Origin of the sequence: Burkholderia sp. Bmkn7 (assembly GCF_041103175.1) — a bacterium.
Taxonomy (GTDB): Bacteria; Pseudomonadota; Gammaproteobacteria; order Burkholderiales; family Burkholderiaceae; genus Burkholderia; species Burkholderia cepacia.
This window is the reverse complement of sequence record NZ_JBGCUH010000002.1, coordinates 2,556,060-2,581,819: the sequence shown is the minus strand read 5'-3', so window position 1 is coordinate 2,581,819 and position 25,760 is coordinate 2,556,060. Positions and strand designations below refer to the sequence as shown.

At 68.1% G+C, this 25,760-nt stretch carries 22 protein-coding genes; 8 read left to right on the top strand and 14 right to left on the bottom strand.

Annotation, left to right across the window (positions count from 1 at the left end):
- Positions 1 to 5 precede the first annotated feature (5 nt).
- From AB3K92_RS17405 to AB3K92_RS17390, 4 genes are all read left to right on the top strand, one after another.
- On the top strand, positions 6 to 836 hold the full coding sequence (locus tag AB3K92_RS17405; RefSeq protein WP_059622601.1) for an arylamine N-acetyltransferase: 831 nt from the start codon (positions 6 to 8) through the stop codon (positions 834 to 836).
- Positions 837 to 923: 87 nt separating this feature from the next.
- Complete coding sequence (locus tag AB3K92_RS17400) at positions 924 to 1,100, top strand: ribbon-helix-helix protein, CopG family (protein WP_048022620.1); 177 nt, start codon at positions 924 to 926, stop codon at positions 1,098 to 1,100.
- A gap of 1 nt (position 1,101) precedes the next feature.
- Entirely contained in the window at positions 1,102 to 1,452 is a 351-nt protein-coding gene (locus AB3K92_RS17395) for a glyoxalase/bleomycin resistance/extradiol dioxygenase family protein (RefSeq protein ID WP_021161489.1), read from the top strand.
- 7 nt (positions 1,453 to 1,459) lie between these two features.
- Positions 1,460 to 2,320 carry a class I SAM-dependent methyltransferase gene (locus tag AB3K92_RS17390; protein WP_369465498.1) on the top strand — a complete coding sequence of 287 codons (861 nt, stop codon included), beginning with the start codon at positions 1,460 to 1,462 and terminating at the stop codon, positions 2,318 to 2,320.
- A gap of 89 nt (positions 2,321 to 2,409) precedes the next feature.
- On the opposite strand, the gene AB3K92_RS17385 is transcribed toward AB3K92_RS17390, so the two are convergent.
- The 4 genes from AB3K92_RS17385 to AB3K92_RS17370 all read right to left on the bottom strand — a co-directional run bounded on the left by AB3K92_RS17385 (position 2,410) and on the right by AB3K92_RS17370 (position 9,339).
- Entirely contained in the window at positions 2,410 to 7,251 is a 4,842-nt protein-coding gene (locus AB3K92_RS17385; RefSeq protein WP_369465497.1) for an NAD-glutamate dehydrogenase, read from the bottom strand.
- Positions 7,252 to 7,446: 195 nt separating this feature from the next.
- On the bottom strand, positions 7,447 to 7,635 hold the full coding sequence (locus AB3K92_RS17380; RefSeq protein ID WP_021161485.1) for a 4-oxalocrotonate tautomerase: 189 nt from the start codon (positions 7,633 to 7,635) through the stop codon (positions 7,447 to 7,449).
- A gap of 59 nt (positions 7,636 to 7,694) precedes the next feature.
- Positions 7,695 to 8,471 (bottom strand): class II aldolase/adducin family protein, encoded by a 777-nt coding sequence (locus AB3K92_RS17375; RefSeq protein WP_369465496.1) that lies wholly within the window; start codon positions 8,469 to 8,471, stop codon positions 7,695 to 7,697.
- On the bottom strand, positions 8,446 to 9,339 hold the full coding sequence (locus tag AB3K92_RS17370; protein WP_369465495.1) for an urea transporter: 894 nt from the start codon (positions 9,337 to 9,339) through the stop codon (positions 8,446 to 8,448). Before AB3K92_RS17370 ends, AB3K92_RS17375 begins: the two co-directional genes overlap by 26 nt.
- A 256-nt stretch (positions 9,340 to 9,595) precedes the next feature.
- On the opposite strand from AB3K92_RS17370, the gene AB3K92_RS17365 reads away from it, so the two are divergent.
- Positions 9,596 to 10,156, top strand: a complete 561-nt coding sequence (locus tag AB3K92_RS17365; RefSeq protein ID WP_369465494.1) for a putative glycolipid-binding domain-containing protein — start codon at positions 9,596 to 9,598, stop codon at positions 10,154 to 10,156.
- Here the strand turns inward: AB3K92_RS17365 and AB3K92_RS17360 are convergent.
- The 5 genes from AB3K92_RS17360 to AB3K92_RS17340 all read right to left on the bottom strand — a co-directional run bounded on the left by AB3K92_RS17360 (position 10,111) and on the right by AB3K92_RS17340 (position 15,393).
- Positions 10,111 to 11,022 (bottom strand): alpha/beta fold hydrolase, encoded by a 912-nt coding sequence (locus tag AB3K92_RS17360; RefSeq protein ID WP_369465493.1) that lies wholly within the window; start codon positions 11,020 to 11,022, stop codon positions 10,111 to 10,113. The genes AB3K92_RS17365 and AB3K92_RS17360 overlap by 46 nt on opposite strands.
- Positions 11,023 to 11,026: 4 nt before the next feature.
- Positions 11,027 to 11,932, bottom strand: a complete 906-nt coding sequence (locus tag AB3K92_RS17355) for a metal-dependent hydrolase (RefSeq protein WP_021156859.1) — start codon at positions 11,930 to 11,932, stop codon at positions 11,027 to 11,029.
- The gene (locus AB3K92_RS17350) at positions 11,929 to 12,864 is read right to left on the bottom strand and encodes an SDR family oxidoreductase (RefSeq protein WP_021156860.1); all 936 of its coding nucleotides are present in this window, start codon (positions 12,862 to 12,864) and stop codon (positions 11,929 to 11,931) included. The genes AB3K92_RS17355 and AB3K92_RS17350 overlap by 4 nt, the downstream gene beginning before the upstream one ends.
- Positions 12,865 to 12,885: 21 nt before the next feature.
- The gene (locus AB3K92_RS17345; RefSeq protein ID WP_048022544.1) at positions 12,886 to 14,475 is read right to left on the bottom strand and encodes an NAD(P)/FAD-dependent oxidoreductase; all 1,590 of its coding nucleotides are present in this window, start codon (positions 14,473 to 14,475) and stop codon (positions 12,886 to 12,888) included.
- 246 nt (positions 14,476 to 14,721) lie between these two features.
- A complete protein-coding gene (locus tag AB3K92_RS17340) occupies positions 14,722 to 15,393 on the bottom strand; it encodes a lysoplasmalogenase (protein ID WP_369465492.1) in 672 nt (223 codons plus the stop codon).
- Positions 15,394 to 15,803: 410 nt separating this feature from the next.
- Here AB3K92_RS17340 and speB point away from each other — a divergent pair, with 410 nt between their 5' ends.
- Positions 15,804 to 16,766: an agmatinase gene (speB, locus tag AB3K92_RS17335; RefSeq protein ID WP_059589102.1), complete on the top strand. Its 963-nt coding sequence runs from the start codon at positions 15,804 to 15,806 to the stop codon at positions 16,764 to 16,766.
- A 253-nt stretch (positions 16,767 to 17,019) separates the two neighbouring features.
- Here speB and AB3K92_RS17330 read toward each other — a convergent pair whose 3' ends face one another.
- Positions 17,020 to 18,318 (bottom strand): citrate synthase family protein, encoded by a 1,299-nt coding sequence (locus tag AB3K92_RS17330; RefSeq protein WP_369465491.1) that lies wholly within the window; start codon positions 18,316 to 18,318, stop codon positions 17,020 to 17,022.
- A 103-nt stretch (positions 18,319 to 18,421) separates the two neighbouring features.
- On the opposite strand from AB3K92_RS17330, the gene AB3K92_RS17325 reads away from it, so the two are divergent.
- Positions 18,422 to 19,855, top strand: coding sequence for a CoA transferase (locus AB3K92_RS17325; protein WP_369465490.1), 1,434 nt, complete (start codon positions 18,422 to 18,424; stop codon positions 19,853 to 19,855).
- A gap of 277 nt (positions 19,856 to 20,132) precedes the next feature.
- On the opposite strand, the gene AB3K92_RS17320 is transcribed toward AB3K92_RS17325, so the two are convergent.
- The 4 genes from AB3K92_RS17320 to AB3K92_RS17305 form a co-directional block, all read right to left on the bottom strand.
- The gene (locus AB3K92_RS17320; RefSeq protein WP_048022540.1) at positions 20,133 to 21,113 is read right to left on the bottom strand and encodes a sulfonate ABC transporter substrate-binding protein; all 981 of its coding nucleotides are present in this window, start codon (positions 21,111 to 21,113) and stop codon (positions 20,133 to 20,135) included.
- 123 nt (positions 21,114 to 21,236) lie between these two features.
- On the bottom strand, positions 21,237 to 22,073 hold the full coding sequence (locus AB3K92_RS17315; protein WP_021156869.1) for a MerR family transcriptional regulator: 837 nt from the start codon (positions 22,071 to 22,073) through the stop codon (positions 21,237 to 21,239).
- An 87-nt stretch (positions 22,074 to 22,160) separates the two neighbouring features.
- Positions 22,161 to 22,706: a GNAT family N-acetyltransferase gene (locus AB3K92_RS17310; protein ID WP_048022539.1), complete on the bottom strand. Its 546-nt coding sequence runs from the start codon at positions 22,704 to 22,706 to the stop codon at positions 22,161 to 22,163.
- 170 nt (positions 22,707 to 22,876) lie between these two features.
- Positions 22,877 to 23,896, bottom strand: coding sequence for an AraC family transcriptional regulator (locus AB3K92_RS17305; protein WP_027789343.1), 1,020 nt, complete (start codon positions 23,894 to 23,896; stop codon positions 22,877 to 22,879).
- Positions 23,897 to 24,321: 425 nt separating this feature from the next.
- Between AB3K92_RS17305 and AB3K92_RS17300 the strand changes: the two genes are divergently transcribed.
- The gene (locus AB3K92_RS17300; protein WP_059622619.1) at positions 24,322 to 25,686 is read left to right on the top strand and encodes an MFS transporter; all 1,365 of its coding nucleotides are present in this window, start codon (positions 24,322 to 24,324) and stop codon (positions 25,684 to 25,686) included.
- Positions 25,687 to 25,760 lie beyond the last annotated feature (74 nt).

Genomic DNA, 25,760 nt, shown 5'->3' with positions numbered 1-25,760 from the left:
GGTTCATGACTGACTCGTTCGACCTCTCGCGCTATTTCTCCCGCATCGGCTACGACGGCCCGGTCGAGCCGACGCTCGACGTGTTGCGCCGGCTGCACCTGCTGCACCCGCAGGCGATTCCGTTCGAAAACCTCAATCCGCTGACCGGCGCGCGCGTCGCGCTCGACCTGCCCGCGATCGTCGACAAGGTGATCGAACGCCGCCGCGGCGGCTACTGCTTCGAACTCAACAAGCTGTTCTACACCGCGCTCACGACGATCGGCTTTCGCGTGACGCCGATGATCGCGCGTGTGCGCTGGATGCAGCCGCCGGAAGTCGCCACCGCGCATACGCATATGCTGCTGCGCATCGATCTCGACGGCGCGGCCTGGCTCGCCGACATCGGTTTCGGCAGCGCCACGCTGACCGCGCCGCTACGGTTCGTGCCGGACGAGCGGCAACTGACGCCGCACGGCGCGTTTCGCGTCGTCGCCGCGCCGGTCGATGGTGAATTCGACATGCAGTTCGAGACGCCGGACGGCTGGCAGACCACCTACCGCTTCCAGTCGAAGCGGGTCGAATGGATCGATTACGACGCCGCGAACTGGTTTACGTCGACGTATCCCGAATCGATCTTCCTGCACAACCTGATCGCATGTCGCGTGCTGCCGGACGGCCGCGCTGCGCTGCGCAACACCACGCTGACGATCCGCGATGCGGCGGGTGCCGGGCAGTCCGTCACGTTCGACGATGCGGCCGCATGGGCCGCATGCCTGCGCGACACGATCGGCATCGATACGACGGGATTCGATCTCGACGCGCTGTTCGCGCGGCTGGCGGCGCGCGTCGCGACGTAACGCGGGCTCACGGTACCCGATCGCGGCCCGCGCAGATGGGCTGCATCCGCACTTGATTTTTGCTAGATTGCTAGCATACTAGCCATCATGACCGACGAAGAAGTGAAGCAATTCAACGTGTATCTGCCGCTGAGCCTGATCCGGCAGGTCAAGCATCGCGCCATCGAAACGGAGCAGTCGCTGTCCGCGCTGGTGGCCGATGCATTGCGCGCGTACCTGGCCGCGCCGCCGCCGGGCGCGGAACCGCCCACCAAGGAGGAGTGACATGTCATCCGAGCGAATCGAAGCCGTGTACCTGACGACGCACAACTGGGGCAAGTCGGCGAAGTTTTTCCAGGCGCTGGGCTTTACGCTGGAGTTCGAAACCGATCACAACTCGGGCCAGCTGCGTCATGGCGACGGCCCCTTCCTGTTCATCGCCGAAGTGCCGCCGGGCGAAACGCCGGATATGCAGGTCGTGCTCAAGGTGCCGAATGAACAGGCGGTGCAGCCGCAGCCGATCGTCGACGTCGTCACGCCGTTCGAGGATACGCACTGGGGCACGCGCGACATGACCGTACGCGATCCGGACGGTCGCGTGTGGCGCCTGCAGGCGCCAGGGCAGCAGGGCGCATGAGGCCGACATGACCGAACCCCGTGAAAGCGCGCCCGACAGCACCGCCGCGCGCGTCGCGCTGTGGCGTGCGCTGCACGTCGAACTCGATGCGCCGCCGCATGTGCTCGCCGACGAAGTCGGGCGGCAATTGCTCGCACCGGAACCCGGCTGGCAGCAGCGCGGTGACATGGATCCGCAGTTCACGCGGCCGTTTCGCGCGTCGATCGTCGCGCGGGCGCGCTTCATCGAGGATCTCGTGGTGGAGCAGGCCGCGCGCGGCGTGAGCCAGTACGTGATCCTCGGCGCAGGGCTCGACAGCTTCGTGCAGCGCCGGCCCGACATGGCGTCGCGTGTGACCGTCTACGAAGTCGACCAGCCGGCGCCGCAGCGCTGGAAGCAACGGCGCCTCGTCGAGCTGGGCTTCGGCGTGCCCGACTGGCTGCGTTTCGTGCCGGTCGATTTCGAGGCGAAACAGTCGTGGCGCGCGGCGCTCGTCGGTGCGGGCTTCGATGCCGGCAAGCCGGCGGTCGTCGTGTCCACCGGCGTCAGCATGTACCTGACGCGCGAGGCGAACGCGGCGGCGTTGCGCGAAGTCGCCTCGCTCGCGCCGGGCTCGACGCTCGCGATGACGTTCCTGCTGCCGCTGGAAAATGCGGATCCGGACGTGCGTCCGGGGCTGGAAATGGCCGCGAAGGGCGCGCGCGCAAGCGGCACGCCGTTCATCAGCTTTTTCATGCCGGCACAGATGCAGGCACTCGCGCGGGAGGCCGGCTTCACGAAGACCGAGCACGTTTCGGCTGCCGAACTGACGCGTCGCTATTTCGCGGATCGTGCGGACGGACTCAGGCCGCCGAACAACGCGGAGGAACTGCTGGTCGCGACGGTCTAGCCTCGCGCGTACGCAAGCATGCCGGCAGCGCGCCGGTTCCGGTCACGCGGAACCGGCGACGCTCGTCCACCGGGCGCCCGCCCGCCTGGTCACGCGCGTTCGAGCACGGCCATTTCCCGCACGACCACGAGCAGCACCGCGAGGCTCGCGCCGCCGGACGCGCGCAAGTCGGCGAGCAGGTGTTCGTAGCGTGCGAGCGCGGCTTCGCGGCGCGCGCGCCACGCGCCGACGATCGTCTCCGGCGTGGTCGAATCCGGCGATTCCGCAAGCGCGCTCGCCGCGAGCGTGCGCTTGAGGCGCGCGACTTCCGCGAGCGCGGCCGCGCGCGCCAGCATGTCCCAGTGCGTCGGGGTCGGCAGCGTCGCCGCGCGCTCGCCGATCCAGCTGTAATTGAGCAGCGTGCCGAGCGAGAAATACACACCCGCGACGAGTTCGAGGCTGCGGTTGCTGGTCGCGGCCACTTCGGCGATGTCGAGCAGCGCGGCCGAGATGTCGCCGCTCGCGACGCGCACCGCGAGCGCGCTGTCGACGCCGGCTTCCACCAGCACGCGCTGCCGCCCGGACAGCGCTTCGAGATCGTCGGCCGGCAACAGCGACGGCAGTTGCGGCGCAAGCCGCTCGGCCGCGTCGCGGCAGCGCGCGATCAGCTCGGCGACGCCGCCGTCGGCCACCGCGCCGGATTGCAGATGCCGCAGGAACCACAGCGCCGCGCGCTCCAGCAGCCGCGCGACGTCGACGAACATGCGCGCCTGCACGTCGTCGGCGACGCGGTTGTCGAGCGCATCGATGTCGCGCCACACCGCATCGAGGTCGAACACGTCGCGCGCCATGATGCACGCCCGCACGATGTCGCCGGGCTTCGCGTCGGTTTCCTCCATCAGCCGGTGCACGAATGCGCAGCCGACGCGGTTCACGAGCGCGTTGGTCAGATGCGTCGCGAGAATCTCGCGGCGCAGCGGGTGGCGGCGCATCGGTTCGCTGAAGCGCTGCTGCAGCGGCTTCGGGAAGTAGTCGACGAGCATCGCGGCAACCAGCGGATCCTCGGGCACGTCGGATTCGAGCAGCGCGTCGTACAGCCACATCTTGCTGTACGCGAGCAGCACCGCGCGTTCCGGCGACGTGAGGCCGAGCTTCGCGGCTTGCCGTTCGGCGACTTCGTCGTCGGTCGGCAGGAATTCGATCACGCGGTTCAGGCGGCCCGCGCGTTCGAGCCAGCGCATCAGGCGCGCCTCGGCATCGAGCAGCTCGACCGCATAACGACCGGCGATCGACAGCGCCTGCGTCTGGTAGTAGTTGTCGCGCAGCACGAGCAGCCCGACTTCGTCGGTCATCTCCGCGAGCAGCGCGTTGCGCTGCTTCTCGGTCATCTCGCCGTCGGACACGACGAGCCCGAGCAGGATCTTGATGTTGACTTCGTGGTCCGAACAATCGACGCCGGCCGAGTTGTCGATCGCGTCGGTGTTGATGCGGCCGCCGCGCTGCGCGAACTCGATCCGGCCAAATTGCGTGCAGCCGAGGTTGCCGCCTTCGCCGACGACCTTGCAGCGCAGGTCCGCGCCGTTCACGCGCACCGCGTCGTTCGCGCGGTCGCCCACTTGCAGGTGGGTTTCGCGCGCCGCCTTCACGTAGGTGCCGATGCCGCCGTTGTACAGCAGGTCGACCGGCGCCTGCAGGATCGCGCGGATCAGCTCGGCCGGCGGCAGCGCGTGCGCGTCGATGCCGAGCGCGGCCTGCACGGCGGGCGACAGCGGGATCGTCTTCGCGGTGCGCGGATAGACACCGCCGCCCGCCGAGATCGCGGCCGGATCGTAGTCGGCCCAGCTCGAGCGTTCGAGCGCGAACATGCGCGCGCGCTCCGCGAAGCTCGTCGCGGGATCGGGGTTCGGGTCGAGGAACACGTGCCGGTGATCGAACGCGGCGACGAGCCGGATATGCGGCGACAGCAGCATCCCGTTGCCGAACACGTCGCCCGACATGTCGCCGACGCCGACCACGGTGAAGTCGGTCGTCTGCGTATCGATGCCCATCTCGCGGAAGTGGCGCTTGACCGATTCCCACGCGCCGCGCGCGGTGATCGCCATCTTCTTGTGGTCGTAGCCGACCGAGCCGCCGGACGCGAACGCGTCGTCGAGCCAGAAGCCGTATTCGTGCGAGATCGCGTTCGCGTAGTCGGAGAAGGTGGCCGTGCCCTTGTCGGCGGCCACCACCAGGTACGGGTCATCCGGATCGTGACGCACGACGTCGGGCGGCGGCACGATCGCGTTGCCGGCCAGGTTGTCGGTCAGGTCGAGCAGGCCGCGCAGGAAGGTCTGGTAACACGCGATGCCTTCGCGCATCCACGCTTCGCGATCGCTCGGCGGCGGCGGGTTCTTCACGACGAAGCCGCCTTTCGAGCCGACCGGCACGATCACGACGTTCTTCACCATCTGCGCCTTCATCAGCCCGAGCACCTCGGTGCGGAAATCCTCGCGGCGATCCGACCAGCGCAGGCCGCCGCGCGCGACGCGCCCGCCGCGCAGGTGCACGCCCTCGACACGCGGCGAGTACACCCAGATCTCGAACATCGGCTTCGGTTCGGGCAGCCCGGGCACCTTCGCCGGATTGAACTTGAACGACAGGTACGGTTTAGATTCGCCGTTCGCGTCGACGAGGAAGTAGTTCGTGCGCTCGGTCGCGTTGATCACGCCGAGGAACTGCCGCAGGATGCGGTCTTCGTCGAGGTTCGGCACCTGGTCGAGTGCGCCTTCGATCGCCTTCAGCAGCCGCTCCGCCTGCACGTCGCGCGTGTCGCCGGTGGCCGGGTCGAAGCGCAGCAGGAACAGCTCGACGAGCTGCCGTGCGATCGCCGGGTTGCCGGTCAGCGCGCGCTCGATATACGCGTCGCTGAAGGTCGAGCCGACTTGCCGCAGATACTTCGCATACGCGCGCAGGATCGTCACTTCGCGCGCACTCAGATGGGCGCGCAGCACGAGGCGGTTGAAGTCGTCGTTCTCGATCCGGCCGCTCCAGATCTGGTCGAACGCATCCTCGAACAGGCCTTTCACGCGCTCGATGTCGAATTCGGTGTCGTCCGCGAGCTCGAGGCCGAAGTCGTGCACCCACGCATGCGCGGCGTCCTGCGTCTGGATCCGGTACGGCCGCTCCTCGTCCACGCGCACGCCGAGATGCTCGAGCATCGGCAGGCTGCGCGACAGCGCGATCGGGTCGCCCGCGCGATAGACCTTGAAGCGGAACGCGCGCGCTTCCGCCTCGATCGGCCGGTACAGGTTCATCGCGAGCTGCCCCGAATCCTTCACCCGCTCGATCAGCTCGATGTCGCGCGCGGCCGTGCGCGCCGGATAGTCGTCGCGGTAGCCGGCCGGGAACGAATCGGCATAACGCTGCAGCAGCCGGTTGCCTTGCTCTTCGCCGAAGGCGTCGAGCAGCGCGTCGGCGAGATCGTCCTGCCAGCGGCGCGTGACCTGCACGAGCCGCGTTTCGAGCTCGCGCGTGTCGACGTCGGGCATCGTGCCCGGTTCCGCATGCACGACGAAATGAATGCGCGCGATCGCCGATTCCGACAGCAGCGGCGTGAATTCGACGTTCACGCCGTTGTACGCATCGACGAGCAGCTTCGCGATGCGCCGGCGCAGGTCGGTGTTGTACTTGTCGCGCGGCACGAACACGAGGCACGACACGAAGCGGTCGAAGCGGTCGCGCCGCACGAACAGGCGCGTGCGCTGGTGTTCCTGCAGCCGCAGGACGCCGAGCGCGATGTCGTAGAGCTGGTCTTCGTCGGCCTGGAACAGTTCGTCGCGCGGATAGGTTTCGAGCACCGTCACGAGCGACTTGCCGAGATGGCCCTTCGGCAGGAAGCCCGCGCGCCGCACGATGTTCGCGCACTTGCGGCGCACGATCGGGATCTCGGTATACGAACCGAAATAGGCGGTCGACGTATAGAGCCCGATGAAGCGGCGCTCGCCGGCGACCTTGCCGTCGGCGCCGACGAGTTTCACGCCGACGTAGTCGAGATAGCCGGGCCGGTGCACGGTCGCGCGCGAATTCGCCTTGGTCAGGAAGATCGGCCAGGGGCCGGTGATGATGTCGGCGGCGGCCTGCGGCAGCGGCGTGACGTCGGGGGCGCCGGACGTGCGCAGCGATTCGCGCAGGATGCCGAAGCCGGTGCCCTCGATGCCGCGCAGCCCGAAGCCCGTGCCGTCGGACACGAGCGCGTAGTCGCGCTGGCCGAGGAACGTGAAGTGATCGGCGGCCATCCATTCGAGGAACGCGCGCGCCTCGGTGTCTTCCGCGGTCGATTCGCGCGCCTTCATCTCCTTGATCGTCGCGCGGGCGATGTCGACGATCTTCGGCCAGTCTTCCACCGATGCGCGCACGTCGCCGAGCACGTGCGCGATGTCGTTGCGCAACGTGTTGAGCAGCGCGGCATCGCCGCAGCGATCGACTTCGAAATGGATGAACGACGCGAGCTGCGACTGGCCGTCGCCGGGCGTCGCGCCGCCCGCATCGACGCGCTCGATGCCGCCATCGGCGCCGCGCCAGATGCGGAACACCGGGTGCAGTGCCGAATGCAGCGCGAGCCCGAGGCGGTTGACGGCCATCGTCACCGAATCGACGAGGAACGGCATGTCGTCGTTGACGATCTCGATGACCGTGTGGTCGGAATGCCAGCCGTGCTGTTCGAGGATCGGGTTGTACACGCGCAGCCGTTCGCTGCCGGGCACGAATTTCTGGGCGGTCTGCCAGTGCGCCATCGCGGCGCCGTAGAGATCGGCGATGCTGCGGCTCTGCAGATCGTCGGCATCGGCGAAATCGTAGTAATGACGCAGGAAGGGTTCGACGATCCGGAACGTGGCTTCGGGCAGGCGCCCGCGCGCGAATTCGACGACGTCCGAGAGCAGGTGTGCGACGACTTCCTCGTTCTTCGCTTCCATGGCGGTCTCCTCGTCGGGTGGCCATCGGCTGCTGCGTCTGAGCCGCATTATATGCACCGATCGCGTGACATTGCGATGTGCGCGCGCACAACGGGAGGCGGAGAGGGAAGCCGCCTGCAGCGCCGCCGGGCGGGCGCCGCAGGGGATGAATCAGTGCGATGCAGGCGGGTGCTCAAGCATCGCCGGGTGTGACGTTCAGCGCTCGTCGCTCCACAGCTTCCCGGCCGTCGCCCAGTTCTCCTTCTTCACGTCGGTGAGGATGATGTCGACCGCGCCCGGCTCGCAGCCGAGCGTCTCGCACGTGACGCGCGTGATTGCTTCGACGAATTCGCGCTTCTGTTCGACAGTGCGGCCTTCGAAGAGCTGGATATTGAAAGTCGGCATGACAAGTGCTCCGGTTGAGTGTGTCGGGTTCGGCCGCGATCGCGGCCAGGGATGCGGCGTCAGTCGCGATACGACGGATCGATCCGGTCGAGCCGGCGCAGCAGCGCCGGCCATTCCAGTTCGCCCTCGATCGCGCCGCCGTCGCGCAGTTGTTCGGCGGTGCGGTCGGCCACTGCCGGGTCGGGCAGCACGAGGGGCCCGCCGCCGGCCTGTGCGCGCACCTGGATATCGCAGGCCTTGATCAGCGTGTCCATCAGCACATAGGCTTCGGCGACGGTGCGGCCGACCGTCAGTGTGCCGTGGTTGCGCAGCAGCATCGCGGATTTCGCGCCGAGGCTCGCGGTCAGCCGCGCGCCTTCGGCCGGCGAGAACGCGAGCGCCTCGTAGTCGTGGTACGCGAGGTCGCCGTGGAAGCGCAGCGCGTGCTGCGACGCGGGCAGCAGCCCGTCGCGCTGGATCGATACGGCGATGCCGGCCGTATTGTGCAGATGCATCACGCAGACGGCGTCGGCGCGGGCGGCATGCACGGCCGCGTGCAGCGCGAAGCCCGTCACGTTGACCGCGTGCTCGCCGGCGCCGATCCGGTTGCCGGCCAGGTCGATCTTCATGAGGTTCGATGCGCGGACCTCGTCGAACGTCAGGCCGAACGGATTGATCAGGAAGTGGCCGGGCTCGCCGGGCACGGTCGCGGAAAGATGCGTGTAGATCAGGTCGTCCCAGCCGTTCAGCGCGACGAGCCGATAGGCGGCGGCGAGGTCGACGCGCAGCCGGCGTTCGGCGTCCGAGATCGGGCCGCCGGGTTTCACGGCATCAGGACGGTGTGCGAATGACGACATCGGGTTCTCCGAAGGTGAGGCGGCGCGCGACGGCTACGGTCACCCACGATGCAAGGGCGAACGGCGCCGTGAACACGGGGATGCCGGCGCGCATCGCGAGCCACTGGATCAGCGCGGCGAGTGCTGCGCCTGCAAGTGCCGCGCGCGGGCCGCGCGACATCAGCGCCAGTGCGGCGAGCGCGCCGTTGAAGCCGAGCAGGCCGTCGGCGAACAGCGCGCCGTTCGCGCCGAGCGTGAGCAGCAGCACGGTCGACACGATCGCGCCGCCTAGCGCGAACGCGGCCGCGCGGCGCGACGCGACGGCGAGGCCGGCGACGATCAGCGCGCCGGCCCATGCGCCTTGCGCGAAGGTGGTCTGAGCAACTCCCGACAGCAATGCGTCGGTGACGGACGACGGCGTCAGTGCCATGCCGGCCGTCGCGTCGGTCGCGTGTTGCGGTGCGACAAACGGCAGCCACAGCGCGGTGACGGCGAGGCACGGGCTTGAATACGGGCACTGGCGCCAGCGGGCGAGCGGCATGCGCATCGCGCGCTGCACGAGCGCCGCGCCGATCGCGGCCAGCGGCGCCAGCGCGACGGCTGCAAGGGAAGCGGGCGCGAACAGCGCCGCGATCAGCGCGGCGAGCGCGCCGTTGAAGCCATGCAGCCCCTGTTCGACGTCGTGGCGCGCGGCGCCCGTCAGCACGGCGGTCATGCTGGCGGCGGCCGAGCCGAGCAGCGCCGCGCATGCCAGCCGCAGATCGGTCAGCGCCAGCGCGGCGAGCAGCAGCGTGCCGGTGAGCGCGTTCGCCTGCAGTACGATCTGACCGATGCCGCGCAGCAGAATGCGCAGGTCGATCGACGGCGAGGCGGAGCGGGCGGTAGGCATGATGGCGGCGGAACAGGACGAGCCGCGAGCATAGGACACAATCCGATGCACCGGAATAGGGAATTCTGGATAGTCAGGATTTGTCGGCGCTGCCCCGAAATGGGGAATGCGGGTGGTTGGCCGTGTCCTGGCGGGTGCCGCATGGCGTTTTTCGGGGCGAACGTTCCGTGGTGAGGGAATTCAGGCATCCGCCGGCGCTTTCATCGGTGGATTCGTGCGACAGTGTCCCGCAGCGGAGAAACCGGGAGGGGGAACGATGCGTGAAGTGCGATGGGCGTCGCTCGAAGGCGACGGGGTCGAACATCTGACGTTCGACCGGAGCGGCGGCGGGATCGTCGTCGAAAGCGCGGTGGTCGGCCAGCGGTACGGCCGTGCGTACGGGCTCGCGTATCGCGTCGAGTGCGACGCGCACTGGCGCGTGACGTATGCGGTGTTGAAGGTGATGGGCGGCGGCACGCTCGAACTGCGCGGCGACGGCGAAGGCCACTGGCGCGACGGCGCGGGCCGTGCGCTGCCCGAACTCGACGGCTGCATCGACATCGACATCGCGGCGACGCCGTTGACGAATGCGCTGCCGATCGGCCGCCTGGGGCTCGCGCGCGGCGAGCGGCGGCCGATCGACGTCGCGTACATCTCGACGCCGGACCTGAAGGTCACGCCGGTCAAGCAGGCTTACGCGTGCATCGAGCCGGGCCGGCGCTACCGCTACGAAGGCATCTTCCGGAATTTCACCGCCGAGATGGACATCGACGAAGACGGGCTCGTGATCGACTACGAGATGCTGTTCAGACGCCTGCCGGCGCCGACGGGCCGTTGAACCGCGGCGTTCGCGACGGCCGGCCGCTCCTGCGCGGACGCGAAGCGGTCAATCCGCGACGCGATGATGTCGGGGTGGCGCAGCACGACCCAGTGGCTGCCGTCGATTTCCTCGCGCACGTGGTCGCCGAGCCAGCGGTCGAGGTCGACCGACATTTCGGGCGTCACGTAGCGGTCGCGCACCGGCACGAGGATCTGCACCGGCGCCTGCGCATACCGTTCACGCGGTTTGCGCGCCCGCGCAAGGAAATTCGCGCGGTAAAGCTGCATGCCGTTCAGCGCATTCTTCAGTTGCACGGGATCGCGCTCGGCACGCACGCGTTCGGTGATCTGCAGCCAGCGCGGCCACAGCGCCGCGCCGCCGAGCCGCCACACCAGCGACGGCACGACCGGCAGGTGGAAGAACGCGATGTACCACGACTTCAGGCTCTGCTTGAGCCGCATCTTCGCGCGGAACACGTGATCGAGGCAGGGGCCCGAGATCGACGTGTACGACGCGATCCGGCCGCGGAACGCGGGGTCGGTCACGGCCTCCCAGCACTGGATCGAGCCCCAGTCGTGGCCGACGAGATGGAACGGCCGGCCGCCGCAGGTCGCGTCGGCCACGGCCTTCAGGTCGCCGGCGAGCCGTTCGAGCGTGTAGTCGGCGCGGCGGCGCGGTGCATCGGACGCGCCGGCGCCGCGCACGTCGTACGCGATCACGCGGTAGCGCTTCGCGAGCCGCGCGCGGATCGGCGCCCACACGGCCGCCGAATCGGGGTAGCCGTGCACGAGGATCAGCGGCGGGGCGCGACGCGACCCGCTCACGTAGACGGCGAGTTTCACGTCGCCGGACTGGACGGTCAGCATCTCGTGGGCGCGCGCCATGGCGTCATGCCTGCGCAACCGGGTGCAGCGGCACGCGGCGCGGGGCGGCTTGCGCGGCGTAGCGCGCGTTGGTCGCGTCGATGTTCTCGAGCAGCGTGTCGAGCCCCTGCAGGTACTGGTGGTTGTCGTGGTCCCACGGGTGGAAGCCGGGGCGGAAGTAGTCGAGCCACTCGCGCGCGATGCTCGGGAACACGCCGTGTTTCGGGCCGTACAGGTACTTCACGAGCCGCCACATGCCGCCGAACTTGCCGTGTTCGCGACGGTGTGCGCGCATCAGGCGCACGTGGAAGTCGAACACGATCGTCCAGAAGAACACGGTCGTCGTCAGCATCGTGCCCGTGCGCAGCAGGTAGCTGCCGAGGCCCGGCTTCATCACGGTGGTCCATACGTCATACGACACGGCCTTGTGCTCGGTTTCCTCCATCGCATGCCACATCCACATCTGCTGGTAGCCTTCGACCGAGCCGTCGATCCGGTGCTCGTGGCCCGACAGCAACTGGTTCGCGAGGATCGCCGTGTAGTGCTCGAGCGCGATCGTGATCGCGAGCTGCATCGAATGCGGCAGCACCTTCTTGAACCAGCCGAGGATCGTCCACAGGCGCTTGTCGAGCTTGTGCGCGGGCAGGCCGGACGACTGCAGCAGGTCGTTGTATTCGATGTGCTCGCGTGTGTGCATCGCTTCCTGGCCGATGAAGCCGAGTACCTGCTTCTTCAGTTCGGGGTCCTCGATCCGGTCGCGATAGTTGCGCACCGAGTCCATGAAGAAGCGTTCGCCGGCCGGGAACAGCAGCGACAGCGCGTTCATGAAGTGCGTGACCGGTACGCCCTGTACATGCCAGTCCTTCGCGCGTTCCGGCGGCAGCGCGAAACGGATGTCGCGCCGCACCGGCATCATGTTCGGGGTCGTCATGATTGTTCTCCTCCCTGATTGCCTGCATTGTTGTAGGTGGCGTGCAGCGGCGCGGGTGCCGGCGTGCCGCGCGCGGCGTCACGGCGCGCGCGGGCGGCCTCGCGGCGCGTCGCGAACACGACGAGCGCCTGGTACGCGGACGGCAGCACGCGCGCCATCCAGTCGCCGGCCTTCGCGTCGCGGCCGATCAGCACGCGGCGCTTGTTCTTGCGCACGCCCGCGAGGATCGTGCGCGCGGCATCGTCGGCGGTCGTGATGAAGAATTTCTCGAACGTGTCGCGGCCTTGCTGCTCGCTCGCGACCATGAAGCCGACCATGTTCTTCGACACGCGGCTCGCCTGCGCGATGTTCGTGCGGATGCCGCCCGGATGCACGCAGGTCGCCGAGACGCCGCACTTCATCATGTCGAGTTCCTGGCGCAGCGATTCGGTGAAGCCGCGCACCGCGAACTTGGTCGCGTTGTAGCCGCTCATGCCCGGTTGCGCGAAGATCCCGAACAGGCTCGACGTGTTGATCACGTGGCCGTCGCCCGATGCCTTCAGGTACGGCAGGAATGCCTTCGTGCCGTGCACGACACCCCAGAAATTGATGTTCACGATCCACTCGAGATCGTTGTAGTCCATCCCTTCGATCGTGCTCGACAGCGCGACACCCGCGTTGTTGAAGATCAGGTTGACCTTGCCGTGTTCTTTCGCGGTGTCGTCGGCCCACGCGAACATCGCATCGCGCTCGCCGACGTCGAGCACGCGCGTCGAGACCCGCACGTTCGGCGCGATCGTGCGGACGATCCGTTCGGTTTCGGCGAGCCCCACGCCGTTCTTGTCGGCGAGCGACACGTGGCAGCCTGCCTGTGCGAGCTGGATCGCGAGCGAGCGGCCCATGCCCGAGCCGGCACCCGTGATCGCGGCGACCTTGTTGGCGAAATCTCTCATGTCGGTTGCTCCTTGTCTGGCTCAGGCCGCTTCGGCGGAAGTCGAAGTCGAAGCAGCAGCGGCCGGCGCGGCGGCGGGCTGCGCCGTGGTGTCGAGTTGCGGCGCGCGATACGCGTGGTAATCGGCGATCGAGAAATGCGCGGTCGCCTGGCGGAAGCGCCACGTGAAGCCCGGCCACAGCGTGGTGTTCTTGCCGGTGCGCGGATCGAGGTACCAGCTCTTGCAGCCGCCCGTCGACCAGATCGCTTTCTTCAGCTTGCCCTGCAGGTCGCTGTTGAATTGCGCCTCGACGAGCGGGCGCACCTCGATCGCATCCGCGCGTTCGCGACGCATCGCCTGCAACGCGCCGAGGATGTACTCGATCTGCGACTCGATCATGAACACCATCGAGTTGTGGCCGAGGCCCGTGTTCGGGCCGACGATCATGAAGAAGTTCGGGTAGCCGGGCAGCGTCGAGCCGAGATACGCGTGCGCGCCGTCGCGCCATGCGTCGACGATGTCGAGCCCGCCGCGGCCGATGATCGCGCCGCGCGGAAACGGATCGGCCACCTGGAAGCCGGTGCCGTAGATCAGGCAGTCGACTTCATGGCGGCGGCCGTCGGTCGTCACGACCGCGTCGGCTTCGATGTGGTCGATGCCGGTCGTGATCACGTCGACGTTCTTGCGCGACAGCGCCGGGTAGTAGTCGTTCGAGATCAGCACGCGCTTGCAGCCGAGCGTGTAGTTCGGCGTGACGGTCTTGCGCAGTTCCGGATCGGGAATCTGCTTGCGGATGTGGCGCAGCGCGAGCTTCTGCACGTTCTTCATCAGCGACGGATGGATCGCGAAGCCGAGCACGCGCGATTCGAGCATCCAGTAGATGCCGCTGCGCACGGCCTTCTGCGTGAACGGCAGCGTACGGAACAGCCACTTCTCGAACCCGGTCAGGTTGCGGTCGGGCTTCGGCATGATCCACGGCGGCGTGCGCTGGAACAGCGCGAGTGCCTTCACGCGTGGCGCGATCTGCGGCACGAACTGGATGGCGCTCGCGCCGGTGCCGATCACCGCGACGCGCTTGCCTTCGAGCGCATAGTCGTGATCCCAGTGCTGCGAGTGGAACGCGCGGCCCTTGAAGTTCTCGACGCCGGGAATCGACGGCAGCGCGGCGCGCGACAGGCCGCCCATCCCGGACACCAGCACGCGTGCCGACAGCCGCTTGCCGTTCGCGAACGTGAGGCGCCAGCGTTGCGCGGCGTCGTCGTACTCGGCGCGTTGCAGTTCGTGGTTCAGCCGCAGGTGCGCGCCGATCCCGAAGCGCTGCACGCAGTCTTCCAGGTAGGCGCGGATCTCCGGCTGCGGCGCGAACATGCGCGTCCAGCGCGGGTTCGGCGCGAACGAGAACGAATAGACGTGCGATTGCACGTCGCATGCACACCCGGGGTAATGATTGTCGCGCCACGTGCCGCCGACCGACGCGGCCTTCTCGAGGACGACGAAGTCGGTCACGCCTGTTTGCCGCAGGCGGATCGCCATCCCGAGGCCGGCGAAGCCGGTGCCGATGATGGCGATGTCGATGGTTTCGTCCAGGCCGTCGTGGCCGGGCGGACCGAAAGGCAACGTGCGAGCATTCATCCGGGTGTCTCCGATTTGGCTCATTTTCGAATGTTACATTGTTTGATGTAACGATAGTGGGTGAACCTGGAAACCGCAAGAGGCTAGAAGCGGCGCTCTAAGGGCCGGAAGCCAGGCTGGAAAAGGCTGAGCGGGGTTTGGAACGGGCCGGTTCCCGCATCGCGGAATGCGCGGAAAGGGCCGTCGGCAGGGCAAGAGAGGGAGCGGACGAGACCGCCGGCATGCGGCGGTCTGTTTGAAACGGTATCAGGGACGGATCGGTTGGGCGGCCGTCTCATGGAAAACCCCGGCCACGATCGTGACCTGCGCGAGCGCGTAGAGGCCCCAGATCAGGTACTCGATACCCGGAAAGCCGCCGAGGAAACGGCCGACGCCGATCAGCGTATCGGAGCCGACGAAGATCAGGCTGCCGACGGCCACCAGCGGGCTGCGCGTGCGGGCCGCGAGCGCGAAGCTCGCCATCACGCAGAGCACAAGCATGTAGACGGCGACGGGTGTGAGCAGCTCGCCGAGGCGCGGGAAAAACGCCACGTAGAACGCCGGGGCGGCGATCCACAGCCCGACGAGCGCGACGACGCGCCAGCCGTGCGGCCGTGCGCGCCAGCGCATGAAGATCGCGCAATAGCACAGGTGCGTAAGCAGGAACGCGCCGAGGCCGAGGACGAACGACAGCGGCCAGTCGGGCAGCGCGAGCAGCACGTCGCCGAGCACGGCGGTCACGAGCGCCGCGCACAGCCACGCGCGTTCGCGCGCCGCGCCGCAGGTGCTGCCCGCCGCGAGCAGCAGGATGCCCATCGCGGCTTTCGCGGCGGCCTGGCAGGGATAGGGGGCGGCAGCGAGCGACAGCCCGTACAGCAGCGCGGCGACGACGGCGAGCGGCCAGAGCCGGCGGTAGGTGGCGGGAAGCGTGGCGATCAAGGCGGGTGTCTCCGGTTTGTTGTTGTCTGCGGTGGACGGCGCACGGTCGAGGGCGCGGTTGTCGGCCATTATCCGGAAGAACGGGCGCGGGAAAACCGGCGAACCCTTCTAGGACGCGGCAGGCAGGGTACGCAAAGGCGCCTGGCCGCAGCCGTGGCGATCCGGCGTTGACACGCGCACGACGGGCGAACGCCTTCACCCGGTTTCTTCGACGTGTTGCCCCGGTCGAGCAGGGGCAACGACATCGATTCGGCTTGTTATGATCGCCGCGGTATTGCCGTTGTCGTTGTTCCGCCCGGCCGCGTGACAGGATGCGCAAGCCGGTGCGTGCCCGATGAATCCATGCCGTGCCCGCTCCGCGCGCCGATGCAACGCGGCGCGGGCCGGCCCCCACGAAAAATGGTCCGACCATGACCGAACTTCTCCATGGCGACGGCGCGATCCGTCGCACGACGCCGTACGGCTCGTCGATCGAAAACACCTATGCGGGCGTGCTGTCGTTCATGCGCCGCAACTATTCGCGCGCGCTCGACGGGGTCGACGTCGCGATCTCCGGCGTGCCGCTCGACCTCGCGACGACCTATCGCTCCGGCGCGCGGCTCGGCCCGGCCGCGATTCGCGCGGCGAGCGTGCAGCTCGCGGAGCTTCACCCGTATCCGTGGGGTTTCAACCCGTTCGACGATCTCGCGGCCGTCGACTACGGCGACTGCTGGTTCGACGCGCACAACCCGCTGTCGATCAAGCCCGCGATCGTCGAGCATGCGCGCACGATCCTGCGCTCGGGCGCGAAGATGCTGACGCTCGGCGGCGACCACTACATCACGTATCCGCTGCTGGTCGCGCACGCGGAGCGCTACGGCAAGCCGCTGTCGCTGATCCATTTCGACGCGCACTGCGATACGTGGGCCGACGACGATCCGGACAGCCTCAATCACGGGACGATGTTCTACAAGGCCGTGAAGGAAGGGCTGATCGATCCCGCGACGTCGGTGCAGGTCGGCATCCGCACGTGGAACGACGATTTCCTCGGGATCGAGCGGCTCGATGCCGCGTGGGTGCACGACCACGGTGCGCGCGCGGCGGTCGAGCGGATCGTCGACATCGTCGGCGCGCGGCCCGCGTACCTGACGTTCGACATCGATTGCCTCGATCCGGCGTTCGCGCCCGGCACCGGCACGCCGGTCGCGGGCGGGCTGTCGTCGGCACAGGCCCTCGCGATCGTGCGCGCGCTCGGCGCGATCGACCTGGTCGGTGCGGATGTGGTCGAGGTGGCACCTGCGTACGACCACGCGGACATCACGGCGATCGCGGCCGCGCATGTTGCGTGTGACCTGCTGTGTCTGTGGCGGCAGAAGAAGGTGGCGGGGCGCTGAAGTAAGCAGGCATGCCGGGTGCGCGCGTGCCGGCGGCGCGGCGCGCGCACGTTGTCGGCTCGGCTCGATGCGCGGTGTGCCGATTGCCGTTTGCATCCGGTGGATCCGGCAAAGGGCCATCTGGGAATTCCGTGGAAGGTCCTTGCCGATCCGTTGGCGACATCCGCGAAACGTCAGTGGGTGGCTGCCTCTGTCCGCCGGCGAGGCATTCGCGTATCACCGATGTTGCGTGCCCGGGGCATCGAGCGAAAAGCTATTGATTCCTGAAGAAAGCGGAAAGCATGTCGTCGACCGGAGCAGCGTGGTGCTGCGTCGCTCGCTGCTTTCCCGATCGTCCGCGGGATCGCGCGCGATCCGGCTCGACACCGGTGCCAACCGGCCATGTTCCTGTATAAACCGCACGCGGCCGGATGAGATCGGATTGCGCGCGCTGCTCCAGCCCGTGCGCGATCCAGCCGATCGAGCGGCCCAGTGCGAACAGGCCGAATGCGGCACCGACGGGAAGCCGCAAATGTCTGCGCAGTGCCACCAGCGCGAGATCCACGGAGGGCTTCTGGCCGGTGAGCGCGCTCCCTGCATCGAGCATCCTGTTCCATTGAGGATGGCGCGGCAGGATCCGCGATAACAGGTACGTCGCGCGCACGTCGCCGTCGGGATAGAGCGAATGCCCGAAGCCCGGCAAGCCGTCACCTCGGGCGAGACGCTCGCTCATTTTCCGTTCGACATCCTTATTGCCTATTTCGTCCCACAGTGCTTCGCCGCGCGCCGTGGTGGCGCCGTGACGTTCGCCCGACAGCCCGGCCAGGCCGCCGACCACGACGGCCCGCAGGCTCGCGTTCGTCGACGCAATGCACCGGCCCGTGAAGCTCGACGCGTTCAGTTCATGATCCGCGCACAGCACGAGCGCCGCCCTGATCAGCTCGGCGCCCGCGGGCCCGACGCCCCATGCCCGCGCGCATTGCACGTGGACGGGGGCCGTATCGATCCGGGTGCGCAGCAGGCATGCCGCCAGAATCCGCACGAGATCGCCGCAGCCCTGTGCGTGACGATCGGACGATTGCTGCCAGATCGCCGTCGGCGCATCCTCGCTCGCGACGGTGAAGAGCGGCAGCAGTGCCTGCTCGGCACGTTGGTCGCCGTAGTGCCTGAAGAGCGTTCGCAGTACCGCGGGCGTGGCCGGGGCCTGGCGGCCGAAAGCGGTCTGCTCGTCGTTTCGCCACAGCAGCGCCGCGACTTCCTCGAGGCTCGCCCGGCTCGCGAGATCGAGCGCATCCATACCGCGATAGAAAAGCCGGCCGCCGTCGATCAACGTGATGCTCGATTCGAGCACCGGGGCGCCCCAGTTCAGCGCGGCCTTTGCCACTTCCTTCGGCTTGCGGCCTCGTGCGCGTTGATCCGCGAGCCGGTCGACGTCGGCCGCGAGGTAGCGGCTTTCACGGTGGCTGCCGCCGGGTTCCGCGCGAAGCAGGCCGCGGCTGACGTACGCATAGAGCGTTTGCCGCGAGACGCCGAGCCTTGCCGCGGCGTCGGTCGAATTCAGGTAGTTCGACATCGTGCACAGAGTGAATCGTTCGACAGGTTGATCAGGATAATCAACGTTGACAGCAAATGCGAGCGAGACGATCTTTGCGTCACCTAATTCATGCGAGGCGAACATGCGTGTCGATCGAATATCGCGGGAACGGGCCACGGACGACGAGGATCGGGTGTCGCGCCATCTGCGGACGTTCTGGCTGGCGGCCGGCGGCTCTCCGGCGTTTCTCGAATCGTGCAGCTTCAGCGGCGCCGGAGAACTGGTCTCTGCGTTTCGCGTAACCGACATGGCCGCGGCGGCAATCGGCGCGGCGGGGACGTCCGTCGCCGAATTGCTGCATGCGTCGGCAGGAACGTTGCCGGCGGTACAGGTCGACCGGCGCATGGCGTCGCTGTGGTTCGGCACGTCGCTGCGTCCGCAGGGCTGGACGATGCCGCCTCAATGGGATCCGGTGGCCGGCAACTATCGGGCGCGCGATCGCTGGATCAGGTTGCACACCAACGCGCCGCATCATCGACTGGCCGCATTGTCGGTACTCGGCTGTGCCGCCGATGCGGAGTCGGTCGCGCAGGCGGTGAGTCGCTGGGATGCCGGTGCGCTGGAGGCGGCGATCGTCGAGCGCGGCGGGTGTGCCGCGGCGATGTACTCGGCGCAGGAGTGGGCCGGGCATCCGCAGGGGCAGGCGGTCGCAACCGAACCGTTGCTGCACGTTCATCCCGCGACGGATGCCGTCGCGCATGCGTGGCGGCCTTCGAGCGACCGGCCGCTGCGCGGCATTCGCGTGCTCGACCTGACGCGCATTCTCGCCGGCCCCGTGGCGACACGATTTCTCGCGGGCCTGGGTGCCGAGGTGCTGCGCATCGATCCGTACGGCTGGGAAGAGCCGGGTACGGTGCCCGAAGTCGTCCTCGGCAAGCGCTGTGCGCGGCTGAACCTGAAGGATGCCGCGGATCTCGATACGCTCAGGCAGTTGCTGCGCCGCGCGGATATCGTCGTGCACGGTTACCGGCCGGACGCGCTCGCGCGCCTCGGGCTCGATGCCGCGCAACGGCGCGAACTGAATCCCGCGCTCATCGACGTGTCGCTCGACGCCTATGGCTGGACCGGCGCGTGGCGTTGCCGGCGCGGCTTCGACAGCCTCATTCAGATGAGCACGGGAATCGCCGAGGCGGGCATGCGCGTGACGGGCAGCGATGAACCGGTGAACCTGCCGGTCCAGGCGATCGACCATGCGACGGGCTACCTGATGGCGACGGCCGCCATCCGCGGGCTGACGACGCGAATGATGCAGGGTGTCGGTACCGAGGTCCGCGCCTCGCTGGCGCGCACGGCGGCCGTCTTGCAGTTGCGCCCGGAGCCGATGAGCGAGGTGGTCGAACTGGTCGCCGACGGTCAGCGAGATCGGGCGGACCACGTCGAGCTCACATCGTGGGGGCCGGCATCGCGGCTTCGCCCGCCATTGCAGATCGACGATGCGCCGCTGCGATGGTTTTATCCGGCACGTGCACTGGGTGCATATGAACCCGGGTGGTTGTCGTCGAACGACGATCTTTGAGGAAGCGCGTTTCCCGGTCTTCGGCGCCGCCCGCCCGAAAGGTCAACGTGACGCGGAGATGGCGCAGGCGATGAACGGCCGGACGGCTGCCGACACCATCGGCCGGCACGTGACCACGTAGAGCAACCGGGTCAATGGTGGCGCCGAGCGGGGACGTTGGCGAAGCGGGCAGTTGCTCGCCGCCCGGATTCCGCAACGTCGGGCAGTGCAGAAAAGGCCGGCGGGCAGCATGCCCGTCGGCCTTTTTCGCATGGACGTGTGCGAGCGTGGGTTCGCGCTACTTCGCGGCGAGCGCGGATGCGATGCTCTTGTCGCTCCACGCGTTGTCGGCCACGCTCAGCTTCTGCGGAATCAGCTTCGCCGCGTAGAACGCATCGGCGACGCCTTGCTGGGCCGCGACGATCCGGTCGTCGATCGGCACCGCGCCGAACGGGACACGCTTGATCCACGTCTCGACGAGCGGTTGCGGCAGGCCGACCTTCGGCGCGATCAGCGCGGCGGTGTCGGCCGGATGTGCGTTGACCCACAGGCCCGTCTCGCGCGCCTGCTTCAGGATCGCGCCGACCACGTCGGGATGCTGCTGCGCGAAGTCCCGCGTCGCTTCGTAGAAGTTGTTGGTCGCCGCAAGGCCCGTGTAGTCGGACAGCGTGCGTACCTTCAGCGTGTTTTGCGCGGCCGCGTAGTACGGATCCCAGACGACCCACGCATCGACGTTGCCGCTTTCGAACGCGGCGCGCGCGTCGGCCGGCGCAAGGTACACGGGGTGGATTTCGTCATAGCGCACGCCGGCCTTCTGCAACGCTTCGAGCAGCAGGTAGTTCGCGCTCGAGCCCTTCTGCAGCGCGATTTTCTTGCCGCGCAGGCCCGTAACCGAACGGATCGGCGAATCGGCCTTCACGAGCACGGCTTCGTTGTGCGGCGCCGGCGGTTCCGCGCCGACGTAGACGAAGTGCACGCCGGCCGCCTGCGCGAACACGGGCGGTGGCGCGCCCGTGTAGCCGAAGTCGATGCTGTTCGCGTTCAGTGCTTCGAGCAGCTGCGGCCCGGCCGGGAATTCGAACCACTGGACGCCATAACCGAGCGGCTTGAGCCGCGCTTCGAGCGAACCTTGGGCCTTGACGACCGACAGCAGGCCGGCCTTCTGGTAGCCGATGCGCACGACCTTGTCGGCGCTACCTTGTGCGAAGGCCGATGCCGCAGACAGCGTGACGAGCGTGACGGCGGCGGTGCGGGCGATCCAGCGGGTGAAACGAATCATCGAACGGACTCCATGCAAAACGTCTTCGGGCGAGCGGCGGTGCCGCTCGGTTGGAAGAATCGTCGCATGGGCGATCGCGCCCGCAAACGAAGCATTGCCGATATGAATATGACGGCGGCGCGCCTATGCTTCGTCGTCGTGTTCCGATGCCGGCGTGCCGGACTGCCGTGCGGCCTCGTCGCTGAGCTTTTTGTCGAGGATCGTCGCGACGCGGCCGCCGAGATACGCGCTCGCGGCGGTTTCCAGCGCGCGGTTCGTCTCGCCTTCGACGAACACGGCCGCGAGCGGGCGCAGGCGCCAGATCGCGTCGACCAGCTCGGGCACGTCGGTGGCGGGCGGCAGCGTGCCGGCGTCGTAGCGGTCGAGCCGCTTCACGACGAGATCGACGAGCAGCCGCGCGATCGCGTCGAAATGCGGCCGCGCGAGGCTGATCACGTCGAGCAGTTCGCGCGGCGGGATGCCTTCCTTCGTCATCGCGGCCGCCGCTTCGAGCAGCGCGGGGCTCTTCGCGACGAACGACAGGCCGCGCCGTTCGAGCAGGCCGAGTTCGGTGACGCGTGACAGCTGCGTGGTCGCCTGCGGGCCGAACATCTGCGCGAGCGCGGCGAGCGAATAGGTTTTCGGCAGTTCGTGCGACCAGCGGCCGCCGATCGCGTTTTCGAGGCCGAGTATCGAGCGCAGGTCGTGGCCTTCGTCGATCGCCTTGATCAGGTCCTGGATGTTCGACAGCGTGTAGCCGCGCGCGAGCAGGTGGTTGATCAGCTTCAGGCGCGCGACGTGCGTGTCGTCGTAAATGCCGACGCGTCCGCGCTTTTCCGGCGGCGCGAGCAAGCCGCGATCCTGGTACGCGCGGACATTGCGCACGGTCGTGTCGGACACGCGCGCAAGCTCGTCGACCGTGTACTCGTTGCGGGAGTCCGGCGCGGCCTCGTCGGGTGTGGAATGAGTCTGTTTTGACATGCGGCCATTCTAGCGCGACGTGGCGCGCCAGGGTCCGTTCACGCGCATGAAGGGCCGGCGCGAGCCGGTCGTTCGCATGACCGGACCTTATGGCGAGACGGGGAGCGTGCGCGCGCCGTCGCCGAGCGGGCGCTGCAGCAGCGCCGTATCGATCCAGCGGCCGTGCTTGAAACCGGCCGCCTTCAGCATGCCGGCCGGCTCGAAGCCGAACGCGCGATGCAGCGACGTCGAGCCGCCGGTGCCGCCATCGGCGATTACCGCGATCATCTGTCGCCACGGGCCGGCCTCGCAGCGTTCGATCAGCGCCGCGAGCAGTGCGCGGCCGATCCCGCGCCCGCGCTGCGCATCGTCGATGTAGATCGAATCCTCGATCGTGAAGCGGTACGCGCTGCGCGCACGGTACGGCGTCGCGTATGCGTAGCCGGCCACGCGGCCGTCACATTCGGCGACGAGGTACGGCAGCCCGAGGCCCAGTACCGCGTCGCGGCGCGCGCGCAGTTCGGCGACGTCGGGCGGCGTTTCCTCGAAGGAGGCGACGCTGTGGTGCACGTGGTGCGCATAGATCGAGTGGATCGCGTCGAGATCGGCGTCGATCGCGTCGCGGACGACGCAGGCGGCTGGCGAGATGGACATGGCGACGGAGCGACAGGGTGGGGTGCGGGAAAACCACTACTATGCGGGCGAATGCCCGGCGCGTAAAGCGGTGGCTGCGGCTGCGGCTGCGGCTGCGGCTGCGGCTGCGGCGATGGCGATGGCGAGCGGCGGCGACTGCGGCGGTAACCGCGCGTTCGGCGCCGCGGGGTTCAGTTCGGCGCCCGCTTCTTCTGCGTGTCGCGCGGCAATTCGTCGAAGCGTGCGAAGTAGTAGGCGGAAAAACGGCCGAGGTGCCCGAAGCCGAACGTCAGCGCCGTATCGGTGATGCTGGCGGCCGGGTCGGTCAGCAATTGCACGCGCGCGGCGTCCAGCCGGATGTTGCGCAGCAGCTCCATCGGGGTCGCGCCGTGATAGCGGCGACACAGCACGTTCAGCGTCCGCAGGCTGACACCGGCCGCGCGGGCGAGATCCTCGAGCGAGATCGGCGCGCAGAGCCGCGCGTGGATGAATTCGTGCAGCGCATCCATCTGCCGGATGTCGCCGCGCGATCCGGCTTGCGCGGGGGCGCCGCGCGCTTGCAGCGCCGGGCCGGCTTGCACGGCGGCGGGCGACGGCGGGCAATGCACGAGCAGGAACAGCGCGAGGCTTTGTTCGAAGTGGTCGCGCCATTCGGCCCGTATGCCGCCGTCGTCGGCAACGGCGAGCACGTTGAGCAGCGACTGCGCGATCAGATCCCACTGCGACGCGAGCGCCGTCGGCAACAGGAAGCCGGGCGCGAGGCCGGGCGCCGCGTCGTCGGGCCGGCGGCCGCAGACTGCGCGCATCAGCGAATCGGGCACCTTGACGATCAGCTGCCGGGTGCCGGTTCGCCAGCGGAGGCGCACGCGCGACGTCGGTGCCAGTACGGCGGTGCGCCCTTCGGACACGCCCATCACGTGCCCGTCGCACTCGATTTCGGCGCCGCCCGCGAGGGACGTGTGAACGAGCGAAAAGCCGTCGAACGGGCGCGGGGCGACTTCGACCTCGGCGCCGTACTGCAGCGCGTAGACGCTCAGGTGATTCAGTTGCCCCTTGAACAGCGCTGCGTCGGGTACGCCCTGCTTCCAGCGCAGCGCATGCTCGGCCAGTTCCAGCGAGACCTGCTCGTGCGCATCCGTGCGCAGGCCGGATCGGAACACGCAATTCCGATACAGCGCGGACAATGCGTCCGCATTCGGGGTGAGGGGCATGGGGCGTCTCCTGCGTGGCGTTTTTCGCGCAGCACATCAGCTGGCCGCGGATGCGCGTCGTGCCACATCGGTTTCTCTTTGTGAGCGAGATATCCTGAAAGGATGATATTGATCTTTGTCAGGCTTGTCGAAAGTTTCGCAAGAATCGGATAGTCCCGTCCCCGCCGGGGAAAGATCCGGATAGCGCGCGGCGTGCCGCACGAGAAAAACGAACCGGATTCGCGAGCGGCCTGCAAATTCCGGATAGTGGAAATCATTGTGGCTTCCTACACTGCGCCGGCAGCCGGACGAACAGCGGCGCATTTCACGGCAATGATTCGTACAACTACTAAATTGATGGGTCGATCGATCGTATTGGTTCGAACTCGCGTCATGCGACGGCTACCGCCGGGCCCGGATCCCCTCTGGAAAAGGAAGGAAGCTCCATGCGTCAAATCAACCTGCAGGCGCTCTCGGACGATGCGCGGCTGGGCAAGCTGCACGGCGTCGTGCTGTTCTGGTGCGCGCTGATCATCGTGTTCGACGGATACGACCTGGCGGTGGCCGGCATCGCGCTGCCGGCGATCATGAAGGAGATGGGCGTCAACCCCGCGCAGGCCGGCTTCATGGTCAGCTCGGCGCTGTTCGGCATGATGTTCGGCAACATCGTGTTCGGGACCGTCGCCGAGCGGATCGGGCGCCGCCGGGCCATCGCGGCCTGCCTGACGTTGTTCAGCGTCTTTACCGCGGCGGCCGGGCTGGCGCCGACGCCCGTGCTGTTCGGCGTCGCGCGCTTTCTCGCCGGCATCGGCATCGGCGGCGTCATGCCGAACGTGATCGCCCACATGACCGAATACGCGCCGCGCCGCGTGCGCAATACGCTGGTGACGCTGATGTTCAGCGGCTATTCCGTCGGCGGCATGTTGGCGGCGGTCATGGGCAAGGGGATGATCGACGCCCATGGCTGGCAATCCGTGTTCGTCGCCGCGGGCGCGCCGGTGTTGCTCGTCCCGCTGCTCATGAAATGGATGCCGGAATCGCTGCCGTTCCTGATCCGGCACGGCAGGACGGACGAACTCGCGCGCATCGCGCAGCGGCTCGATCCCGCCTATCGGCGGCAACCGGGCGACTGTTATGTCGTTCCGCGCGTCGACCACACGGGCAACGCGCCGGTCCGGCAGCTGTTCGACGACGGCCGCGGGTTCAGCACGGTCATGTTCTGGATCGCGTGCTTCATGTGCCTGTTCATGGTGTACGCGCTCAGTTCGTGGTTGACGCGGCTGATGGCGGGCGCCGGCTACAGCCTCGGCTCGGCGTTGACGTTCGTGCTGGTGCTGAACGCCGGCGCGATGGCCGGCGCGATCGGCGGCGGCTGGCTGGCCGATCGCCTGCCGATCAAGACGGTGCTGGTGTCGATGTACCTCCTTGCCGCCGTGTCGATCACGCTGCTCGGCTACCCGATGCCGACCGCGCTGCTGTTCGTGCTGGTCGGCCTCGCGGGTGCGTCGACGATCGGCACGCAGATCGTCAACTGCGCGTACGCGGGGCAGTTCTATCCGATGTCGATCCGGTCGACCGGCATCGGCTGGACGCTGGGTGTGGGCCGCAGCGGCGCGATCCTGGCGCCGATCGTCATCGGCGTGCTGGTAGGCATCGATCTGCCGCTGGCACAGAACTTCATGGCGATCGGGCTGCCCGCGCTGGTGGCGGCCGTCGCGGTCGGCTTGATCGATCAGCGGCGCTCGGCGTCGCGCCACGGCCTGGCGGCTTCTGCCGCCGAACGGCACGTGTCGTCCGCCCGGCAGTCCTGAACGGCTTATCTGCGGCGCCGGCGCGCGGCCGTCGGCCGATCGCGCACGGCGACGCCGCGGCCCGCATCCTGTGA

Bases quoted from the DNA above. Each gene is read 5' to 3' on its own strand.
- AB3K92_RS17405 (WP_059622601.1), top strand. From the start codon at position 6: ATGACTGACTCGTTCGACCTCTCGCGCTATTTCTCCCGCATCGGCTAC.
- AB3K92_RS17400 (WP_048022620.1), top strand. From the start codon at position 924: ATGACCGACGAAGAAGTGAAGCAATTCAACGTGTATCTGCCGCTGAGC.
- AB3K92_RS17395 (WP_021161489.1), top strand. From the start codon at position 1,102: ATGTCATCCGAGCGAATCGAAGCCGTGTACCTGACGACGCACAACTGG.
- AB3K92_RS17390 (WP_369465498.1), top strand. From the start codon at position 1,460: ATGACCGAACCCCGTGAAAGCGCGCCCGACAGCACCGCCGCGCGCGTC.
- AB3K92_RS17385 (WP_369465497.1), bottom strand. From the start codon at position 7,251: ATGGAAGCGAAGAACGAGGAAGTCGTCGCACACCTGCTCTCGGACGTC.
- AB3K92_RS17380 (WP_021161485.1), bottom strand. From the start codon at position 7,635: ATGCCGACTTTCAATATCCAGCTCTTCGAAGGCCGCACTGTCGAACAG.
- AB3K92_RS17375 (WP_369465496.1), bottom strand. From the start codon at position 8,471: ATGTCGTCATTCGCACACCGTCCTGATGCCGTGAAACCCGGCGGCCCG.
- AB3K92_RS17370 (WP_369465495.1), bottom strand. From the start codon at position 9,339: ATGCCTACCGCCCGCTCCGCCTCGCCGTCGATCGACCTGCGCATTCTG.
- AB3K92_RS17365 (WP_369465494.1), top strand. From the start codon at position 9,596: ATGCGTGAAGTGCGATGGGCGTCGCTCGAAGGCGACGGGGTCGAACAT.
- AB3K92_RS17360 (WP_369465493.1), bottom strand. From the start codon at position 11,022: ATGGCGCGCGCCCACGAGATGCTGACCGTCCAGTCCGGCGACGTGAAA.
- AB3K92_RS17355 (WP_021156859.1), bottom strand. From the start codon at position 11,932: ATGACGACCCCGAACATGATGCCGGTGCGGCGCGACATCCGTTTCGCG.
- AB3K92_RS17350 (WP_021156860.1), bottom strand. From the start codon at position 12,864: ATGAGAGATTTCGCCAACAAGGTCGCCGCGATCACGGGTGCCGGCTCG.
- AB3K92_RS17345 (WP_048022544.1), bottom strand. From the start codon at position 14,475: ATGAATGCTCGCACGTTGCCTTTCGGTCCGCCCGGCCACGACGGCCTG.
- speB (WP_059589102.1), top strand. From the start codon at position 15,804: ATGACCGAACTTCTCCATGGCGACGGCGCGATCCGTCGCACGACGCCG.
- AB3K92_RS17330 (WP_369465491.1), bottom strand. From the start codon at position 18,318: ATGTCGAACTACCTGAATTCGACCGACGCCGCGGCAAGGCTCGGCGTC.
- AB3K92_RS17325 (WP_369465490.1), top strand. From the start codon at position 18,422: ATGCGTGTCGATCGAATATCGCGGGAACGGGCCACGGACGACGAGGAT.
- AB3K92_RS17320 (WP_048022540.1), bottom strand. From the start codon at position 21,113: ATGATTCGTTTCACCCGCTGGATCGCCCGCACCGCCGCCGTCACGCTC.
- AB3K92_RS17315 (WP_021156869.1), bottom strand. From the start codon at position 22,073: ATGTCAAAACAGACTCATTCCACACCCGACGAGGCCGCGCCGGACTCC.
- AB3K92_RS17310 (WP_048022539.1), bottom strand. From the start codon at position 22,706: ATGTCCATCTCGCCAGCCGCCTGCGTCGTCCGCGACGCGATCGACGCC.
- AB3K92_RS17305 (WP_027789343.1), bottom strand. From the start codon at position 23,896: ATGCCCCTCACCCCGAATGCGGACGCATTGTCCGCGCTGTATCGGAAT.
- AB3K92_RS17300 (WP_059622619.1), top strand. From the start codon at position 24,322: ATGCGTCAAATCAACCTGCAGGCGCTCTCGGACGATGCGCGGCTGGGC.